Origin of the sequence: Methylobacter sp. sgz302048, assembly GCF_052162025.1 — a bacterium.
In the GTDB taxonomy this organism is placed as follows: Bacteria; Pseudomonadota; Gammaproteobacteria; order Methylococcales; family Methylomonadaceae; genus Methylobacter.
Window position 1 is genome coordinate 891,233 of sequence record NZ_CP197401.1, and the last position, 17,573, is coordinate 908,805.

Annotated in this window: 20 protein-coding genes; 13 read left to right on the forward strand and 7 right to left on the reverse strand. The window is 51.7% G+C overall.

What is annotated here, in order from left to right; translation table 11 throughout:
* The first annotated feature begins 242 nt into the window (after positions 1-242).
* Positions 243-1,565: a group II intron reverse transcriptase/maturase gene (ltrA, locus tag ACTNE6_RS04390; RefSeq protein WP_442498731.1), complete on the forward strand. Its 1,323-nt coding sequence runs from the start codon at positions 243-245 to the stop codon at positions 1,563-1,565.
* Positions 1,566-1,649: 84 nt separating this feature from the next.
* Here the strand turns inward: ltrA and ACTNE6_RS04395 are convergent, their stop codons facing one another.
* The 5 genes from ACTNE6_RS04395 to ACTNE6_RS04415 all read right to left on the reverse strand — a co-directional run bounded on the left by ACTNE6_RS04395 (position 1,650) and on the right by ACTNE6_RS04415 (position 4,651).
* Complete coding sequence (locus tag ACTNE6_RS04395) at positions 1,650-2,057, reverse strand: GFA family protein (RefSeq protein WP_442498732.1); 408 nt, start codon at positions 2,055-2,057, stop codon at positions 1,650-1,652.
* 192 nt (positions 2,058-2,249) lie between these two features.
* The gene (locus tag ACTNE6_RS04400; protein ID WP_442498733.1) at positions 2,250-2,678 is read right to left on the reverse strand and encodes a hypothetical protein; all 429 of its coding nucleotides are present in this window, start codon (positions 2,676-2,678) and stop codon (positions 2,250-2,252) included.
* A gap of 129 nt (positions 2,679-2,807) precedes the next feature.
* A complete protein-coding gene (locus tag ACTNE6_RS04405) occupies positions 2,808-3,692 on the reverse strand; it encodes a toll/interleukin-1 receptor domain-containing protein (protein WP_442498734.1) in 885 nt (294 codons plus the stop codon).
* 102 nt (positions 3,693-3,794) lie between these two features.
* Positions 3,795-4,217: a zinc-ribbon domain containing protein gene (locus tag ACTNE6_RS04410; protein WP_442498735.1), complete on the reverse strand. Its 423-nt coding sequence runs from the start codon at positions 4,215-4,217 to the stop codon at positions 3,795-3,797.
* A gap of 95 nt (positions 4,218-4,312) precedes the next feature.
* Entirely contained in the window at positions 4,313-4,651 is a 339-nt protein-coding gene (locus ACTNE6_RS04415; protein ID WP_442498736.1) for a hypothetical protein, read from the reverse strand.
* A gap of 92 nt (positions 4,652-4,743) precedes the next feature.
* Between ACTNE6_RS04415 and ACTNE6_RS04420 the strand changes: the two genes are divergently transcribed.
* Positions 4,744-4,980, forward strand: coding sequence for a hypothetical protein (locus ACTNE6_RS04420; RefSeq protein WP_442498737.1), 237 nt, complete (start codon positions 4,744-4,746; stop codon positions 4,978-4,980).
* 43 nt (positions 4,981-5,023) lie between these two features.
* Here ACTNE6_RS04420 and ACTNE6_RS04425 read toward each other — a convergent pair whose 3' ends face one another.
* A complete protein-coding gene (locus ACTNE6_RS04425) occupies positions 5,024-5,842 on the reverse strand; it encodes a hypothetical protein (protein WP_442498738.1) in 819 nt (272 codons plus the stop codon).
* 101 nt (positions 5,843-5,943) lie between these two features.
* Here ACTNE6_RS04425 and ACTNE6_RS04430 point away from each other — a divergent pair, with 101 nt between their 5' ends.
* The 4 genes from ACTNE6_RS04430 (at position 5,944) to ACTNE6_RS04445 (ending at position 8,755) form a co-directional block, all read left to right on the forward strand.
* Positions 5,944-6,111 carry a hypothetical protein gene (locus ACTNE6_RS04430; protein WP_442498739.1) on the forward strand — a complete coding sequence of 56 codons (168 nt, stop codon included), beginning with the start codon at positions 5,944-5,946 and terminating at the stop codon, positions 6,109-6,111.
* Positions 6,112-6,229: 118 nt separating this feature from the next.
* Positions 6,230-7,201 carry an integron integrase gene (locus ACTNE6_RS04435; protein ID WP_442498740.1) on the forward strand — a complete coding sequence of 324 codons (972 nt, stop codon included), beginning with the start codon at positions 6,230-6,232 and terminating at the stop codon, positions 7,199-7,201.
* Positions 7,202-7,396: 195 nt separating this feature from the next.
* The gene (locus ACTNE6_RS04440; protein WP_442498741.1) at positions 7,397-7,837 is read left to right on the forward strand and encodes an Hsp20/alpha crystallin family protein; all 441 of its coding nucleotides are present in this window, start codon (positions 7,397-7,399) and stop codon (positions 7,835-7,837) included.
* Between the two features lie 411 nt (positions 7,838-8,248).
* Positions 8,249-8,755 carry a cytochrome P460 family protein gene (locus tag ACTNE6_RS04445; RefSeq protein ID WP_442498742.1) on the forward strand — a complete coding sequence of 169 codons (507 nt, stop codon included), beginning with the start codon at positions 8,249-8,251 and terminating at the stop codon, positions 8,753-8,755.
* A gap of 83 nt (positions 8,756-8,838) precedes the next feature.
* Here the strand turns inward: ACTNE6_RS04445 and hemF are convergent, their stop codons facing one another.
* Positions 8,839-9,756 (reverse strand): oxygen-dependent coproporphyrinogen oxidase, encoded by a 918-nt coding sequence (gene hemF / locus ACTNE6_RS04450; RefSeq protein ID WP_442498743.1) that lies wholly within the window; start codon positions 9,754-9,756, stop codon positions 8,839-8,841.
* 139 nt (positions 9,757-9,895) lie between these two features.
* Between hemF and cysM the strand changes: the two genes are divergently transcribed.
* The 7 genes from cysM to truA all read left to right on the forward strand — a co-directional run bounded on the left by cysM (position 9,896) and on the right by truA (position 17,567).
* Positions 9,896-10,786 carry a cysteine synthase CysM gene (gene cysM / locus ACTNE6_RS04455; protein ID WP_194969095.1) on the forward strand — a complete coding sequence of 297 codons (891 nt, stop codon included), beginning with the start codon at positions 9,896-9,898 and terminating at the stop codon, positions 10,784-10,786.
* Positions 10,787-10,817: 31 nt separating this feature from the next.
* Positions 10,818-12,854 carry a C4-dicarboxylate ABC transporter gene (locus ACTNE6_RS04460; RefSeq protein ID WP_442498744.1) on the forward strand — a complete coding sequence of 679 codons (2,037 nt, stop codon included), beginning with the start codon at positions 10,818-10,820 and terminating at the stop codon, positions 12,852-12,854.
* A gap of 13 nt (positions 12,855-12,867) precedes the next feature.
* Entirely contained in the window at positions 12,868-13,455 is a 588-nt protein-coding gene (locus ACTNE6_RS04465) for a YdbL family protein (protein WP_442498745.1), read from the forward strand.
* Positions 13,456-13,457: 2 nt separating this feature from the next.
* Complete coding sequence (rlmD, locus tag ACTNE6_RS04470) at positions 13,458-14,795, forward strand: 23S rRNA (uracil(1939)-C(5))-methyltransferase RlmD (RefSeq protein WP_442498746.1); 1,338 nt, start codon at positions 13,458-13,460, stop codon at positions 14,793-14,795.
* A gap of 112 nt (positions 14,796-14,907) precedes the next feature.
* Positions 14,908-16,179 carry an MFS transporter gene (locus ACTNE6_RS04475; protein WP_442498747.1) on the forward strand — a complete coding sequence of 424 codons (1,272 nt, stop codon included), beginning with the start codon at positions 14,908-14,910 and terminating at the stop codon, positions 16,177-16,179.
* Between the two features lie 39 nt (positions 16,180-16,218).
* Positions 16,219-16,704, forward strand: a complete 486-nt coding sequence (locus ACTNE6_RS04480) for a L,D-transpeptidase (RefSeq protein ID WP_194969091.1) — start codon at positions 16,219-16,221, stop codon at positions 16,702-16,704.
* Positions 16,705-16,763: 59 nt separating this feature from the next.
* Positions 16,764-17,567 carry a tRNA pseudouridine(38-40) synthase TruA gene (gene truA / locus ACTNE6_RS04485; protein WP_442498748.1) on the forward strand — a complete coding sequence of 268 codons (804 nt, stop codon included), beginning with the start codon at positions 16,764-16,766 and terminating at the stop codon, positions 17,565-17,567.
* The last annotated feature ends 6 nt before the right edge of the window (positions 17,568-17,573 follow it).

Here is a 17,573-nt window from a genome sequence, read left to right on the forward strand (position 1 = left end):
GGAGATCTGCTTACCAGCGATCGTGAGAAACCCGTAAGGCTCGGGTATACAAGTGCCTTGGCACTTTGGTCTGCCATCGACCCAAGTGAGCGAACTCGATGGCAAACGATAGCGCCGGATGAAGTAATTCAGCCGGTAAGTAAGCAGAAGTCAGCCGACGGCATAGTAGCCTAATGCCCAGCGTAATGGCTGGGATAGGGTGAAGGCCTGAACATCAACCAATAAGGAGGAGGTACGTCAACTTGGAACCATCTCATTCCCCGACACGGGAAGATGCAGACCAGCGTCCCGACGAAAACCCAGCCTTGAATACAAACCTGTTGCATCAGGTACTTTCAATCCCCAATATCCGGTTGGCCTGGCAACAAGTCCGTCAGAATAAAGGTGCTGCGGGGATTGATGGCATCAGCATCGAACAGTTTAGCGACTGGATTCGCCCGCAATGGCGAACCCTCCGGGAGCAACTGATCAAGGGTGACTATTATCCCCAGCCCGTCAAGCGGGTGCGTATTCCAAAGGATGACGGCACAGATCGCTTGTTGGGCATCCCGACCGTGCTGGATCGCGTGATTCAGCAAGCCATTGTGCAAGTCTTGTCGCCTCAGTTTGATGCCACGTTTTCTGAGCACAGTCATGGCTTCAGGCCAAACCGCTCAGCGCATGATGCGGTCAGGCAGGTGCAGGAATACTGTCAACAAAAGCGCCGGATTGCTGTCGATATTGATCTGTCTAAATTCTTCGACCGGGTCAATCACGATTTGCTGATGACGCTATTGGGGCGGCGAGTCCGGGATAAAGGCTTGCTGCAATTGGTTGGCCGCTATCTTCGAGCCGGCATTATGGATGGCAGCAACCTACTACCCTGTCATGAAGGTGTGCCGCAAGGTGGTCCACTTTCGCCGCTCCTGTCCAATGTGATGCTTGATCCACTGGATAAGGAGCTTGAAAAGCGCGGCCACTGTTTTGCCCGCTATGCCGATGACCTCATCATCATGGTGAAAAGTCAGCGTGCGGGTGAGCGGGTATTGAAGAGCCTCACCCACTTTATCGAAACTGACTTGAAATTAAAGGTCAATACTGAGAAAAGTCAGGTGGTGAAAAGTGCCCAATGTAAATTCCTGGGATTTAGCTTCCGAGGCAAGTATATTCGCTGGCATCCCAAGAGCGTTGAGAAATTCAAGCACCGTGTGCGCGAACTGACCAACCGGACCTGGGGTGTTTCCATGACAGCGAAAATACAGAGATTGAGTGTGTATCTGCGTGGATGGATTAACTATTACGGCATTGGTGACCAATACCAGCAATGTGTTGATCTTGATAACTGGATACGGCGTAGGATCAGAATGTGCTACTGGAAGCAATGGCGAAAGCCGCGTACCAAAATACGCAATCTGATCAACTTGGGCGTACCGAAGCGGGCAGCCATTAGTTGTGGCTTATCCAGTAAAAGCTATTGGCGTAGCTCAAAATCTCCGGGAATCAATATGGGTTTGGGATTGAAATATCTGAAACAACAAGGCCTGTTCTCGCTACGGGAGGGCTGGATTGCATTTCATTACGGTTGATGAACCGCCCTGTGCGGAGCCGCATGCAGGGTGGTGTGGGGACTGGGGGCTAGTTACCTCCGGTTACCCGATTATGCGCTTTTACTAAAATTTTTGTGTATCCGATTTACGCCAATGTTCTGGAAAGCTTACCCATTCATGTTTTGACCTATTCCATGCAGCTGCCACAGGCTCAGGAAATTTTGGATCTTCAAAGCAGCCCACTGCAACACCAACTGCGCTTGGCATAAACTCGGCCTCCCAATGAACAGTAGTACCGCAATTAGGACAAAACACTCTTATTATTTTCCTACCTTCATCGTTAGTTTCAGTAAAAATATTTTTGTCACCACTGGTAGATATTATTTGATCATTACCAAAATATGCGCTAACTCCAAAGACAGACCCCGTTCTCTTTTGACAATTTAAACAATTACAAGCGACAACCATTTTAGGATTACCACTCAAATTTATTTGTAAATTGCCACATGAGCACTGCGCTTTTCTTTCCATTTTCTATCCTCTGCCTTATCAAACTCTCTATGAATCTTTTGACGCATAACGTAAAGCTAACCGGGCGCGGCCCGGAAAGCTGAAAAATAAAACCGCATTGTAACCGCGCTCCGGTTGAGCGCCATGTTATGTGACCGTCCGCGCGAAGTTAAGATTGCTTTGTGAGAACACATTGCGCACATCGCGAACCGGCTACCAGGTCGCGATTTCCTGAGCGGATTGATCCAGTGCTCTCATACATTGTTCGACGGATACTCTTCCCGGATGCTCGATATTGAGTCGGTAAAAACAGTACGCTCCAACTGAAGCGCCGGCTTGGGGGCCGCTTGCCATATTTATGATCTCGGCAAATTCATGTGGGTCGTGGCCTAAAGCTTTTCGATGATTTTCTATCGATGAAAGTATTGAAGCCAGCAAGGCTCCTTGTTTTTGGCTCTTTATCACGGTTTCAACAATAGTGACTATTCCGCCTTCTGGTGTGCCTAGTAGCTGGAACTTCCCTAGCTCTTTGACTCGCAGCCTTGAATCCATGTCGTCGAAACCCTCCTCTTTCATCCTTTGCTCAAGAAGTTCGCGAATTAGTTCCATTTTACGTTTTCCACCAAAAACAAAATCAAACATTAATAATTCTCCAAAGAAATTTATCTACACTGAGTCGCAGGAACCACATAACGCTCCGCATAACCCGACTGAGCCGCATCGCGGCGAAGGTCGGAGTTAATGCGGTTGTTATGTTGCATCTTTTACCAATTACGTTTCGTTTTGAAGTAAATCAACCCGTTCTTGAATAAACCGGGCGACGTCAGCGGGACTGAATTTTCGACCATCAATGTAGCCATCTGTCTTGAACACACCGTCAACTTGACCGTCATCCATTTTTACGAACATGACCTTTCCATGTTCACGTTCCATCATGATTTCTTTGATCGCACGGAATTCGATCCCGCACCATTCCTTTTCTTGGTAGTCGCTACACAAAAAAACGACAACCAACTTAGAACGGTTGCGATAGATATCTTGGAGAAGGCTATCGAGAGATGGTCGAGCAAGTTGTGAAACGTAATTATTGTCGTAGAAGTATGAGTTTGGTCCAATTATTCGTTCTAATTCCGCTGCAACAGGTTCAACGTAGTCGCGGGTTTCTCCGGGAAAAGACAAAGCGACATCAAATGTATGTTTTGTAATGTCAACAGCCTTAGTTGCGCTGCGAGCCCAATGTGGAAGAACGATTCCCCTAACATGCAGTTCTTTTGCAAGATTGACATCTTTAACGGCCCAATGTGTTCGATTCATTTCCCATTTAGAAATGTCGAGATCGAAAGCAAGGCCATCTTCGCGCAGGTCGGCTTCAGTTAAGAACTGGTCCAAAACAATTATATCGTATTCGATTTTCGCCACCTGTTGGCGAATCGCGACATTACGAAGGACGCCAAACTTCGGATCTTTTCTGCAGCCAGATTCATAGGCGAAGATGCAGGGTAGACGGCGAAGTTCGTTAACGTTTACGGCATCCAAATTGCCGAAACGAACTGTGAGTTCATTATCGGTGTATTCCCGGACACACCGATCAATTTCAAGCAAATATGGTTCGCCTTCCCATGCTTCATCGCGTCCTGAGACGAAAAGGTTGTACATCGTCAGAGAGTCTCCAGTGGTTTTGCTACATAACGCCCAGCTCACCCGACGAAAACCGCATAGAGGTTTTTGGTCGGGTGGAGCGCCGGGTTAGGTGTTGAACTAATCATACGGTAGCTCACGAAGGAGTTTAGATAGCATTCTTTCCCTATCTTTATCTATTCGCTTTCCATATGAATTCTTTTCTCTAACGGCGCGAAGCCATTCCTCTAGGAAGCTCCTGTCCGACCTCATCTGGTCGCGGTTCATATTCCATGTGTCCTGGTAATTATTAATTTGGTGGCTTAATGCCTCATATGTCGCTTTACACTTCGGGCAAAGAGACGGGACATAATGAATTATCTTTTTGTCTACTTCATAAGCATATTTTTGTTCTTCAGGGGTAAAACTAAACGCCTGAAAGCATTTGTGGCACCGGTACCCAATGGATTCAGCATAGAAGTCGTCATTCTTGAACTGACCAGTGTACTCAGATGATATTCTGCTTGAATTTGACCATTTACTCTTATCAATCCTTACCGACATGACATTTCATCCAAGTTCATTTTGTACCTAACGCTCGTCATAACCGGCAGCCAAAAGTGACGCGACGAAGGAGCGGCACTTTTGGCTGCCCGCGTTCATGGCGTTGTTAGGCACTTCTTTTCGTACGTGCAGCCCAGCGCATCCAAGCTTCTTTCGACAAACCAATCAAGGTGAGCATCTCGATTACTGCCGTTTTTTCGAATTACCAACCGCAGGCCACCAGGAGTTTCTTCGGCCGAAACAAAGAACCTAATGAAGCCTTCCATGATGTATCCCCTAAACTCAACCTCTTCGATCAGCAACTGATGTCCTGCAGCAGGTTCTTTGCTCCAACCTGCAATTCCAAAGGCCAGATGACCTTTTTCGTCAGTTGAAAAAAGACTCGAAAGGGGCTGCCCCTCATCGCACCTTATGGCGTAAGTGATAGTTTCCATGTACCTAACGTTTGAATTAAAGGTCAAGTCAGGCCAAATGATGTTGAATCATGAGATGAGTTTTCCCCTGACTTGTACCTTTGAATGAAGCGTTGAACGACATACATGACGGCATTTTCAAGTGGTGCATTGGCGTTGAACTCAGCGGTGAAATCTTTTATCTGGCTAAAACCGCCTTGCTGTTGTTCGTCATTAACGTTGTTATGCGACAACAGCAAGGCGGTTTTAATAGCATTTTTTCAGCGCTGAGTCAAAAATCCAGAAATGCAACCAATCTGTCGGGTATGTTGATCAACGTAAAGCTAACCGGGCGCGGCACGGAAAGCTGAAAAATAAAACCGCATTGTAACCGCGCTCCGGTTGAGCGCCATGTTATGCATCTGCCCTCCCTCCTGACGCTTTAAGAGCCTCTAGTGATTTGGCTGCCGACTTGAGCTTATCCTGTCTTTCTTGCTGCTCAAGAAGATCGTCGAGAATCAGCTCAATTGCGAGGCGTACTGCAGGGAACGCAGCCAGACAATCTGCCTCTGAAAGAGTATGAACGCCAACACTTAGAATGCTATAGAGGCTCCGGTTTTGAACTAGAAATTCTGGCAAGTGATATTTGAGGAGGCTAATCTTTTCGTCCATACGTGCCCGGCTATAAGTGTCATCGTCCCAGCCTGCGTCCTTCGACGCTGCTACGTGAGCGCCTTCAATAAGCGATTCGAAGATGCGGCGAAGGTAGACAAAAGCACCGACACCAACTCCATGCGTGGTTAAGCCGATTGCACGAGTCAACTCTTTGAACCTTTCTTGTCCAAGCACTTGGCGATACTTGCGAAGATCGGGTAAGGCGAGTTCGGCAAGGGATGGCATCTGTCCAATTTTCTGAAGAATGCCTTCATGTGCCCTAAATACAAAAAGAGCTTGATGCGATTTTTTTCGTGAGCAGTTAAACGCCAGAGTGAAGATGTAATTGGTGTAGTGCGAGTTTGTGGAGTAGTTGTTTTTTCGCACTGTAAAAACGCTGTGTTGGCCGCACTCAGGACAATGGAAATCCAAAGTTCCTTCAAACTGCTCTAGCGCAAAAAAAGGATTATCCCTTTCGTTTTCGTATTCAAACTGCTCGTAAAGCGGCACGCTAAGGCAAAAGTCCTTTGTTGAAGGAAGATCAGGAAATTTTGCGCTCTTTGGTTTTTCTGCGGACATTTAAAGTATTTCCCTCAAGATGCATAACGCATGAATTCAGCCGCGCCGGTAGGCGTCGGCTGGAATGACGGGTTAGGCACGGCACTTAATAGGAGAACGAAATGAAAAAACCGGAAAACGAAAAACGTGACATTGAGAAATGCCGCGAAGAAATACAAGCAATCCTGCGTGAGTACAACTGCACTTTGATGGACCCTGACGAGGGGGCCCATGTGCTGCTGTACGACAACGACACGCGCGAAACGATCAACGCGCTGCGTAGTGCCTAACTATAAGTAGACACCTTCTCAGGTGTATATAAAATTGAAATCACAGGTGTATAATGCCACTCTTGCAATCCGTTAGGCATGATTTTATAGTCATCACTATATTGATATCAACCTTTTTATGCAAACTGAAAAAGCACCGCCAAAACTCCTTGATCAAGTCCGCGAGCGTATCCGTGTCAAGCACTATAGCATTCGTACCGAAAAGCAATATGTGCAGTGGATTAAGCGTTTTATTCTGTTTCACGGGAAGCGTCATCCACAAGAGATGGGCGTGGCGGAGGTGGAAGCTTTTTTAACGCATTTGGCGGTAGAAGGAAAAGTATCGGCTTCAACGCAAAATCAGGCGTTATCCGCTTTACTATTTTTGTATAAAGAAGTGTTGTTAATCGATTTGCCGTGGCTGAATAACGTCGTGCGCGCCAAGCAGCCGCAACGTTTGCCGAATGTATTGACGCGTACCGAGGTGAGAGCCGCATTGGTGCGGATGCGCGGAATCCATGGTTTGATGGCAAATCTTCTGTACGGTACGGGCATGCGCTTGATGGAATGCGTGCGTCTCCGGGTGAAGGATGTGGATTTTGAACGCGGCGAGATATTGATCCGCGACGGCAAGGGCGCCAAGGATCGGGTAACGATGTTGCCGGAGTCGCTGAAGGCTTTTCTGCAAGCGCATTTACAACAGCGTCGCGCCTTGTTCGATGACGATACCCGGCTGGGCAGGGCATCGGTTTATTTGCCGGATGCACTGGAACGCAAATACCCCAATGCGTCGAATGAGTGGGCCTGGCAGTATGTTTTTCCTTCTGGCAGTTTCTCTCTTGATCCGCGTAGCGGCGTCGAGCGTCGGCATCATATTGATGAAAAATTGCTGCAGCGGGCGATGAAAAAGGCGGTGCAGGCCAGTGGAATAGCAAAGCTGGCCACACCGCATACGCTACGTCACTCGTTCGCGACGCATTTGCTCGATTCCGGCTATGACATTCGCACGGTGCAAGAACTGCTTGGGCATAAGGATGTGCAGACGACGATGATTTATACCCATGTCCTGAACAAGGGCGGGCGTGGAGTAAGAAGTCCGTTGGATATGTAACGGAGCATCCAAAGTTCGTGGACTAATGCTTATCAGGAGTCTTGCGCGTTGTTTTGCGGTATTGTAGCAGGCCTAAAAAATTCAGCGTCCATACGGCTTGAAAAATTGCCAAGCCGCCTCATATTATCAGCGAATGCCGAATTGAAACGGTTTTTCGACGTGTTATTGGTAATTTGAATCTATTTGGAGATGATTATGGCTATTACTCGTTATGAACCTTGGAGTTTACTGAATCAATTGCAAAAAGAGCTGGAACGGGCGTATGAAGGAACTGCCGGCGGCGAGGGTTCAATCGCCACGGCTGAGTGGGCGCCTGCGGTCGATATCAAAGAGGAAAGCGATAGATATGTGCTGCTGGCCGACCTGCCTGGCGTAAAACCGGAAGATATCGATCTGAGCATGGAAGAGGGCGTATTGACCATTAAAGGCGAGAAGAAAACCGAAGCCAAGGCCCAACGTGAAAATTATAAGCGAGTGGAACGGACCTATGGCTCTTTTTATCGACGGTTCAGTTTGCCTGATACGGCTAACGCCGAAGGCATTAGCGCCAGATCAAGGCATGGGGTGCTTGAAATCGTAATTCCAAAGCGTGAAGCGATCCAGCCGAAAAAAATTACCGTCGCAGCGGAAGATTAGTAAAAAACGGAGCCTTCGGGCTCCGTTTTTTATGTTATTGACTGATGTTTAGCAAGGACTGTTTTTATCCTGCTTGTCGCCTGAACAGTTATGCACGCAGGTGCGAATTCATTCGCACTGCATGGGCATTTGTCCCGGGTCGAATGAGTTTGCCCCTACAGCTGAATTCAAATAACCGTCATGCTGGCGGTATTTTTAAACCCGTCCCAGTTCATCTGATACCTATCGATAAAATTGGCGCTATGAATGTCTGGCTATTTTAAAAGCAGTTGATGAAACGGTAGGTAAGCCGGGAGTTTTCTGATATAAATTTGCGGTTGAGTTTATGCTGGAGACGTCCTTTTGATCCGAATTCAAGAAGAGCAACAGCAAAGCCGCAATTTGTAAAAAATCCCGAAATGGAGAGTTGATATGAAAAAAATGCAGAATCTTAAATTGAGATTCTCTCTTGCTGTGGTGCTGTTGGCGCTATCGGCGACCACAACGGCGGAAACCAAAACAGCGCCGGCGGCCACCAAGCCAGCACACGGCGAATATAAAGACTGGCGCTTGCTGTCGGTTTCCCATCGGACCGATAAACAAACCCTGCGCGCTATTTTAGGCAATGATAAAGCGATAGAAGCCGCGGGCAAAGGGCAGACCAAACCTTGGCCTGACGGTACGGTTTTAGCCAAAGTAGTATGGAAAGAACGCACGCATCCTAACTGGCCGCAAGCCATCGTGCCCGGCGAATTTGCCGCAGCCGAAGCCATGATCAAGGACAGCAAGAAATATGCTGCTACCGGCGGTTGGGGATTTGCGCACTGGGACGGCAACAAGCTGGTCATGCATGAGGAAGCTAAGGCCAAGGAGTGCTTTGCCTGCCACATGCCCATGAAGGACAATGATTACACTTATACATTTTCCGCGCTGCAATAAGCTCAGCGAGAAAAGCAGGTTTTGAAAACCTGCTGATCAGCGCGCGGGAAGGCTCTGTTCTTCCCGCGTTCAATTCTTTAAGTTCAGTTGCCGGCCAGCCAATCCTGCGGCTTCAGGTACTGCTCATAAAGCCGCGCCTCGTCACTGCCGGGTTCCGGCTGCCAGTTGTAGCGCCAGTGGGCGACAGGCGGCATGGACATCAGAATCGATTCAGTCCGTCCGCCCGATTGCAGGCCGAACAGTGTGCCCCTGTCATAGACCAGGTTGAATTCGACATAGCGACCCCGGCGGTAAAGCTGGAAATCGCGTTCCCGCTCGCCGAAAGGCGTATCCTTGCGTTTCTGCACGATGGGCAGATAGGCCTCGGTATAATGGTTGCCGACGCTTTGCATGAAAGCAAAGCAGCGTTCAAAACCCCACTCGTTCAAGTCGTCGAAAAACAGGCCGCCGACGCCGCGCGTTTCGTTGCGGTGCTTGAGGAAAAAATACTCGTCGCACCATTTTTTGTAAGCAGGATAGACCTGGTCGCCGAAAGGCTGGCAGGCGGCGCGTGCCGTCTGATGCCAGTGCATGACATCTTCGTGGAACGGATAAAACGGCGTCAAGTCAAAGCCGCCGCCGAACCACCAGATCGTCGGCTCACCCGGTTTTTCGGCAATAAAGAAGCGCACATTGGCATGCGAGGTGGGTACATACGGATTTTTGGGGTGGATGACCAGCGACACGCCCATGGCCTGAAACTCGCGGTCGGCCAATTCAGGGCGCTTTGCCGTGGCCGACGGCGGCAGGTTGATGCCCGATACATGAGAAAAGTTGACGCCGCCCTGTTCGAATACCTGCCCGTCCGCGAGCACGCGTGTTCTGCCGCCGCCTCCCTCCGGCCGTTCCCAATTGTCTTCAATAAACCGGGCTTCGGGCTCCTGGCCTTCCAGGGCCGTGCAGATATGGTCCTGCAAGCCAAGCAGGTAGGATTTTACGCGGGCGATATCATCGGTATTCATAGGTTTTAAGTGATGAATGGTTGAAACAGGCGGGAAATCTATCAGTTTTTGTAGGGGATCGGCAAATAAAAACGGAATCTGTGTCGCCCTTTTTTATGGGATAATTGGCTCATCCTTTGTTACCCCAACAATATCAACCATGACTTTTCCAACCATTGAATCCTTTGTCGGCAATACGCCGTTAGTCAGACTCCAGCGATTGCCCGGCGCCACCGGCAATACCATTCTAGTCAAGCTGGAAGGCAACAATCCTGCCGGATCAGTGAAAGACCGGCCGGCGCTCAGCATGATCAAGCATGCCGAAGCCAGGGGCGAAATCAAGCCCGGCGACCGGTTGATCGAGGCGACCAGCGGCAACACCGGCATCGCCCTGGCTATGGCCGCCGCCATCAAGGGCTACAAAATGACCTTGATCATGCCCGACAATATGAGCGAGGAACGCCGGGCATCGATGAAAGCCTATGGCGCCGAGATCATTCTGACGCCGGCGGCCGGCAGCATGGAGGCCGCGATCGATCTGGCGCGGGAAATGGAGGCGGCCGGCAAGGGCAAGATTCTCGACCAGTTTTCCAATCCCGACAATCCGCGCGCGCATTATGAAGGCACCGGCCCTGAAATCTGGCGCGACACGCAGGGCAAAATCACGCATTTCGTCAGTTCCATGGGCACGACCGGTACGATCATGGGCACGGCCAAGTACCTGAAAGAGCAGAATCCAGCTATCCAGATTATCGGCGTGCAGCCGGAAGGCGAGTCCAAAATTCCCGGCATCCGGCGCTGGCCCAAGGAATACCTGCCAAAAATTTACCAGGCTGAGCGCGTTGACCGCATTATCGATGTCGATCAGACTTCGGCTGAAAATACCACGCGCGCGCTGGCGGCCGAGGAGGGCATTTTTGCCGGCATTTCATCGGGCGGCGCCGTCTCGGCGGCATTGCGGTTATCGGCCGAAGTCGAAAATGCCGTGATTGTGGTCATTATCTGCGATCGGGGCGATCGCTACTTGTCGACCGGCGTTTTCCCGGGCTGATTGAGGAGCGCCCTTTTTTGCTTTGCTAAAGATGAGGCTCTTTCTGGCGATTGCCTGTGTTTTAATCGCATCGCCAGCCAATGCTTTAGATGCCGCCTCGGCCAATATCAAAACCATTGAAGCGAATGGCTGGCAGTTGCAGGGGGTGCATATCGCCTTGACGGAACTGGCTAAAAGTCCGCAGCGATTAGTCTTGACCATCGACAGGCTGGTCCTGCCCGAGCCTTTTAACGATTTGAATCTGGCCAATATCCACTGCGCCGCTTTTACCTGGGGCAACAAGGCCATGGTCTGCACTAAGGGGCAGGCCGAAATCCGCTCGCAACGCTGGCAGTCGCCGGCAGCCGATTTTTCCTTTCGGGTTGCGGAAAATCGCAGCGCCTTTTCGCTCGCCAATCTGTACTGGGCCGGAGGGCGATTTGCTGTGGAAGGCGAAGAGATAGGCCATCAATGGCGGCTGAAAATCCGCGCCCGCAGGGTCGATGCCGAACTGATGCAGGCATTGATCAAACTGCCGTCGGCTGAATTCAAAGACGGCCGCATCAGTTTTTCAATTGACGCGTCAGGTTCGCATGACGTCGTCCATACTATTGATGCGGCGGTCAATCTGAAAGATTTTTCGGGGCAGAGTGCGGATGCACGCTTCGCCGCCGAAAAACTGAATCTGACGGCCAGACTGGAGGCGTTTCGCGACGATAACGGATGGCAATGGCAACAGCATGCTGAAGCTAGCGGCGGTGCCCTTTATGCCGAACCGCTCTATCTGACGATAGGGGCGCAAATAATTACACTGGATGCGCAGGGCGACTGGAACAATAAAACCCAGCAAGCTGAGATCAAATCGGTCAGTTATCATCATCCGGGCGCGGCGGCATTAAAGGGGAGCGCGGTTGTTCGGCATGACGATAAAGTAAGAATCGAAAAAGCCGATATGACACTGGCCAGCGAGGATCTGGCGGGACTGTCGGCAGCCTATCTAAAGTCCCTGTTTGAAGGGACGGCATTGGAAGGCGTATCGCTGGCAGGACGGATGAAGGCCGACTTTTCCGTCGCACAGAATGCGTTGACCCGTTTGGCGGCTGGTTTCAGCGATCTGGATGTGGATGACGAATCGGGACGCCTGGCGATGCAGGGCGGCGATGGCATCTTCAACTGGTCCAGCGACGAAGCCTTTCACAAAAAATCCGAATGGGTCTGGCAACGATTGCAGATACGGGCTTTGCCTGTCGGTCCAGCCCGGCTTTCATTTCTGGCCAAGGCGGGAACTATTGAACTGCTCGAGAAGACTAACTTGCCTTTTTTGGACGGCATTATCGCCGTCAATGCGTTCAAATGGCAGGCCAGACCGCAGGAGGAGCCGGAAGTTTACTTCGAAGGCAATGTCGATAAGGTGTCGCTGGAGCAATTATCAAACGCGCTGGACTGGACGCCGTTGTCCGGAACGATCAGCGGTCATATTCCGGGCGTCGATTACCGCGACAAAACGCTGAGCCTCGGAGGCGAGCTGAACATCAAGGCTTTTGACGGGGAAATCAAGGTCACGAATCTGGCATCGTCGGGATTGTTTACCGATTTTCCAAGGTTTCATGCCGAACTGGAAATCAATAACCTGGATCTGGATCAATTGACGCGGCGGTTTGAGTTCGGCGGCATTACCGGGCGATTATCGGGCTATGTTCAGCAGTTGTACATGGAAAACTGGAAGCCGGTCAGTTTTTACGCTTGGCTAGGGACGCCCGATGACGATGATTCCAAGCACCGGATCAGCCAGAAAGCGGTCAGGAATATCGCCAGCATCGGCGGCGGAGGCGCGGCCGATATACTGTCCAGAAGCTTCCTGCGTTTTTTTGAAACCTTTATGTACGACAAGATCGGCGTGGGCTGTTACCTGCACGAAGGCGTCTGCCAGATGATGGGCGTGGAGGCGGCGCAGCAGGGTTATTACCTTATTAAAGGCGGCGGTCTGCCGCGAATCGACGTAATCGGCTATAATCCGCGGGTTAACTGGAACGTATTGATGGATCGGTTGGCGCGTATTTCAACTACCGATGAAGTACGTATCGAATAATTTGGAGCAAATCATGAGAAAAGTAGCCGTATTCGGCACATTGTTGTTGACCGCGTGTGTGACGATCAATATTTATTTTCCTGCCGCAGCCGCGGAAAAGGCTGCCGATGAAATCATCAAAGGCATCCAGAAAGAGGAAGCACCGGAAAAGACCGAGCCCAGGTCCAGCCGCCCCGATTGGCAGGTTGCCGTTTTCCGGTCGCTGGATAGCGCCATCAATGTCCTGGTTTCGCCGGCGCAGGCCGAGGAGGCTGATTTAGCCATTGACAGCCCGGAAATCAGACAGGCGCGCTCAGTTATGCAGAGCCGTTTCCCAGCGTTGAAGCGCTTTTATGACGCCGGTTATATCGGCATACAGACGGACGGGTTGTTGACGGTCAGAGATGCCGGCAACGTGCCTCTGCAGGACAGAAATAAAGTCAACAAACTGGTGGCGGCCGAAAATGCCGACCGCGAGCATCTTTACCAGGCCATCGCCAAAGCCAACGGTCATCCCGAATGGGTCGCTCAAATCAAATCAACCTTTGCCACCCGCTGGATCAATAACGCTCAGCGGGGCTGGTGGTATCAATCATCTAACGGAAGTTGGAAGCAGAAGTAAGCATGTCACGTAACAGATCGAGAAAAAAGCAGCTGCCGGAAACGCCGGTCAGAGTCACCATAGAATCGCTGGCGCATGACGGGCGCGGCGTCGCGCATGTGGACGGCAAGGTCGTCTTTATAGACGAGTCTTTGCCGGGCGAGGAGGTCGAGTTCGTCTATACCGAAAGCCGCCGGGATTATGCCGAAGGCAAGGTCGTCAACCTATTGAGCCGCGCTATGGACCGCGTTGAGGCGGCGTGCGCGCATTACGGCGTCTGCGGCGGCTGCAGTTTCCAGCATGTCGATTCAAACGCCCAGATCCGCATCAAGCAGGATTTGCTGGTCGAGCAATTCAAGCGCATCGGCAAAGTGGAAATTCCGCAGTTATGGGAGCCGCTGGAAGGGCCTCATTGGGGTTACCGCCGCAAGGCACGCATGGGCGTCAAATACGTCGCCAAGAAAAACCGCGTGCTGGTCGGCTTCAGGGAAAGACGCCATCCGTATCTGGCCGAGATCGACAGTTGCATGGTCATGCATCCGATCGTGGGCAAGCGGCTGATTGCGTTAGGCGAGATGATCGCCGATTTGACGGTCAAGGATAAAATCCCGCAGATCGAAGTGGCGATCGGCGATGACGACTGTGTGCTGGCTATCCGCGTGCTGGAGCCGCCGACCGAGGCCGACAAGGAGCGCATGCGTGCGTTCGGACGCGAGCACCGCATGAGTATCTGTCTGCAGCCGAAAGGCCCCGACACGATCGAGCCGCTGGACGGCGAGCCGGAAGTCATACCGACTTATGCGTTGCCGGATCAGTCCGTGGAATTCAAATTCAGGCCGGCCATGTTCACGCAGGTCAATTACGAGATCAACCGGAAAATGATCAACCGCGTGCTGGACACGCTGGATCTCAATGAAAACGATAGTGTGCTGGACCTGTTCTGCGGTCTCGGCAATTTTACGCTGCCGATGGCCAGAAAAGCCGGCCGCGTTGTCGGCGTCGAAGGCGATCTGCCGCTGGTCAGGCACGCCCGCGAAAACGCGCGCCATAACGGCATAGAGAATGTGGAATTTTATGCCGCCGATTTAAGCAAGGACATCAGCGATCAGCCCTGGGCCAACCGCAAATACAACAAGATCATGCTGGACCCGTCCAGGGCCGGCGCCTCGGAAGTGCTGCCGCATTTCAAGAAATGGAGCCCCGAGCAGATCGTCTATGTGTCCTGCAATCCGTCGACGCTGGCCCGCGATGCCGGCATCCTGGTCAATGAGCTGGGCTACAAGCTGATCAAGGCCGGTGTCATGGATATGTTTCCGCAGACCGGTCATGTGGAATCGATCGCTTTGTTTGAGAAAAAATAGTGTTTACAGGAAGGGGCGGCCGGAACAGTGCCGCCCGCAGAATTCAGCTATGCATCCAATTTCATGGTTTTTCAGCGCCTGTGATTTCCGCATACAACAGTTAGAATAAGCCATGACGACCTATAACAAGACGCCTTCCATCAGCCATATCGCCTTTGCCAGCTTTATCGGCACAGCGATTGAATTCTACGATTTCTATATCTATGCGACGGCTTCGGCGCTGGTGATCGGGCGCGTGTTTTTTCCGCAGAGCGAGCCGGCGGTCCAGGCATTGAGCGCATTTCTGACCTTTGGCATTGCCTTTATCGCGCGGCCCTTGGGAGCAGTGCTGTTCGGCCATTTCGGCGACCGGATCGGACGCAAGGCGACATTGGCGGCTTCACTGTTGGTAATGGGGCTGTCTACGCTCCTGATCGGCTGCTTGCCCGGCTATGACACGCTGGGCACATGGGCGCCGGTTGCGCTTTGCCTGCTGCGCTTCGGGCAAGGTCTGGGCCTGGGCGGCGAATGGGGCGGGGCGGTGCTGCTGGCCACGGAGTACGCGCCAGCCGGCCGTCGGGCCTGGTACGGTATGTTTCCGCAGTTAGGGCCGTCTGTAGGGTTTCTGCTGGCGACACTGAGTTTCTGGCTGCTGGCGGTCGGTTTGAGCGATGCCGACTTCCAGGCTTGGGGCTGGCGTCTGCCTTTTTTGGCCAGCGGCTTACTGGTTGCGGTGGGCTTGTATGTGCGTATGAAGCTTGCCGAGACGCCCGAGTTTTCGGCGCTGCTGGAGCGGGAGCCGCCTTTGAAAATGCCGCTGGCGGTTTTGCTGCGGCAGCATCTGCGCGCCGTATTGCTGGGGGGGCTGGCGATGGTGGTCTGCTACACGTTGTTTTATACGGCGACGGTATTCTGCCTGAGTTACGGGACGAACACACTGTCGATTCCACGGCAGCAATTTTTAGGCATGCTGTGCGTGGCTATCGTGTTCATGGCGCTCGCGACGCCCTTGTCAGCTTGGGCCAGCGATAAATTTGGCCGCAGCCCCGTGCTGTTGATCAGCGGTTTTGTCGCCGTTCTGGCGGGTTTTACGCTTGCTCCGATGTTGAGCAGTGGATCAATGCTGCAAATCACGCTGTTTTTGTCATTGTCGCTATTCCTGATGGGCGCGACCTTTGCGCCGATGGGCGCTTTGCTGCCTGAATTGTTTCCGGTGGCGGTGCGCTATACAGGCGCAGGTGCGGCCTATAATCTCGGCGGTATTTTAGGGGCATCGTGTGCGCCGTATATTTCGCAGTTGCTGGTCAATCAGGGCGGCTTGGCCTGGGTGGGCGGCTATGTTTCGGCCGCTGCGGCCATCAGCTTCTTGGCTGTATGGCGCATCGGTGAGACCAGGGCGCAATGAACGAATGCTACGACTTAAGGTAAAAATCCAAATGCGTTTATGAAAACCGATTTATTTCTGGATATTTCGATTAGCCAACAACAGTTGAGCATTATAGGTAACGGACAGATCCTGCGAAGCTATGCCGTATCTACGGCCAAAAATGGCGCAGGCGAACGCCGAGGCAGCGAATGCACGCCGACCGGCTGGCACAAAATCAGGGCGAAAATCGGAACCGGTCAGCCGCTGCATGCGGTTTTTGTCGGCAGGCGGCCGACCGGCGAAATCTATAGCATGGAGCTGGGCAAGCAGTATCCGCAGCGGGACTGGATATTAACCAGGATTTTATGGCTGGGCGGACTGGAGCCGGGAAAAAATCGCTACGGCGAAGTCGATACGGCCTGGCGGTATATTTACATCCACGGTTGTCCCGATGAATTAATGAACGGCAAGCCTGAATCGCATGGCTGTATCCGCATGAAAAATGCCGATGTGCTGGATTTATTTGATCGGGTGGCGGCCGGGATGCCTGTTTATATTCACTAATGGTAAGAGAGTCGTTTAATGTTGTTTTGTAGTGGGCTGATTGAGCGCAGGGATCTAAGATGACGCGTATCATTTTAGGCGTGGAATACGATGGCAGCGGCTTTTCAGGATGGCAGTGGCAGCCTGAAAAGCGCAGTATTCAGCAAACGCTGGAGCAGGCTTTGTCGAAAGTCGCGGATCAGCCTGTTACCGTGACATGCGCAGGCAGGACCGATGCCGGTGTGCATGCTTTTGAACAAGTCGCGCATTTTGATGTCGATGCAGAAAGGGAATTGCACGCCTGGATGCTGGGTGGCAACAGCAATTTGCCCGATGACGTCAAAATTACCTGGGTAAAAGCAGCTGTGAATGATTTCCATGCCCGATACAGCGCGATTGCGCGTTTTTATCGCTATATCATACTGAATCGTCCGGCTAAACCGGCCTTGCAGCATGGTCGGGTCACCTGGTGTTACAACCCGCTGGATGCCGGCAAGATGCATCAGGCGGCGCAATATCTGATCGGCAATCATGATTTTTCCTCGTTCAGGGCGCAGGGCTGCCAATCAAAAAGCCCGTGGCGCATCATGCATTTTATTGACGTCTATCGGCATGAAGATCAAGTGATCATGGATATTTCCGCCAATGCCTTTTTGCACCACATGGTCAGGAATATCGCCGGTGTATTGATGGCTATCGGCATGGGCAAGCAGCCTGTGGACTGGACCCGGGAGCTGCTTGAGGTGAAAAGCCGTAAACTGGGCGGCATAACAGCGCCTCCTGACGGGCTTTATTTGGGTGGGGTTTATTATCCTGAGCATTATGGCATTGCCAAACATCCTGTGTTTGATAAATTGCCGGCTGATGCTAAGCGTTTTGACTGATCTGAT

Coding starts and splice junctions, on each gene's coding strand:
- ACTNE6_RS04395 (WP_442498732.1), bottom strand. CDS start 2,057: ATGGAAAGAAAAGCGCAGTGCTCATGTGGCAATTTACAAATAAATTTG.
- ACTNE6_RS04400 (WP_442498733.1), bottom strand. CDS start 2,678: ATGTTTGATTTTGTTTTTGGTGGAAAACGTAAAATGGAACTAATTCGC.
- ACTNE6_RS04405 (WP_442498734.1), bottom strand. CDS start 3,692: ATGTACAACCTTTTCGTCTCAGGACGCGATGAAGCATGGGAAGGCGAA.
- ACTNE6_RS04410 (WP_442498735.1), bottom strand. CDS start 4,217: ATGTCGGTAAGGATTGATAAGAGTAAATGGTCAAATTCAAGCAGAATA.
- ACTNE6_RS04415 (WP_442498736.1), bottom strand. CDS start 4,651: ATGGAAACTATCACTTACGCCATAAGGTGCGATGAGGGGCAGCCCCTT.
- ACTNE6_RS04425 (WP_442498738.1), bottom strand. CDS start 5,842: ATGTCCGCAGAAAAACCAAAGAGCGCAAAATTTCCTGATCTTCCTTCA.
- ACTNE6_RS04430 (WP_442498739.1), top strand. CDS start 5,944: ATGAAAAAACCGGAAAACGAAAAACGTGACATTGAGAAATGCCGCGAA.
- ACTNE6_RS04435 (WP_442498740.1), top strand. CDS start 6,230: ATGCAAACTGAAAAAGCACCGCCAAAACTCCTTGATCAAGTCCGCGAG.
- ACTNE6_RS04440 (WP_442498741.1), top strand. CDS start 7,397: ATGGCTATTACTCGTTATGAACCTTGGAGTTTACTGAATCAATTGCAA.
- ACTNE6_RS04445 (WP_442498742.1), top strand. CDS start 8,249: ATGAAAAAAATGCAGAATCTTAAATTGAGATTCTCTCTTGCTGTGGTG.
- hemF (WP_442498743.1), bottom strand. CDS start 9,756: ATGAATACCGATGATATCGCCCGCGTAAAATCCTACCTGCTTGGCTTG.
- cysM (WP_194969095.1), top strand. CDS start 9,896: ATGACTTTTCCAACCATTGAATCCTTTGTCGGCAATACGCCGTTAGTC.
- ACTNE6_RS04460 (WP_442498744.1), top strand. CDS start 10,818: ATGAGGCTCTTTCTGGCGATTGCCTGTGTTTTAATCGCATCGCCAGCC.
- ACTNE6_RS04465 (WP_442498745.1), top strand. CDS start 12,868: ATGAGAAAAGTAGCCGTATTCGGCACATTGTTGTTGACCGCGTGTGTG.
- rlmD (WP_442498746.1), top strand. CDS start 13,458: ATGTCACGTAACAGATCGAGAAAAAAGCAGCTGCCGGAAACGCCGGTC.
- ACTNE6_RS04475 (WP_442498747.1), top strand. CDS start 14,908: ATGACGACCTATAACAAGACGCCTTCCATCAGCCATATCGCCTTTGCC.
- ACTNE6_RS04480 (WP_194969091.1), top strand. CDS start 16,219: ATGAAAACCGATTTATTTCTGGATATTTCGATTAGCCAACAACAGTTG.
- truA (WP_442498748.1), top strand. CDS start 16,764: ATGACGCGTATCATTTTAGGCGTGGAATACGATGGCAGCGGCTTTTCA.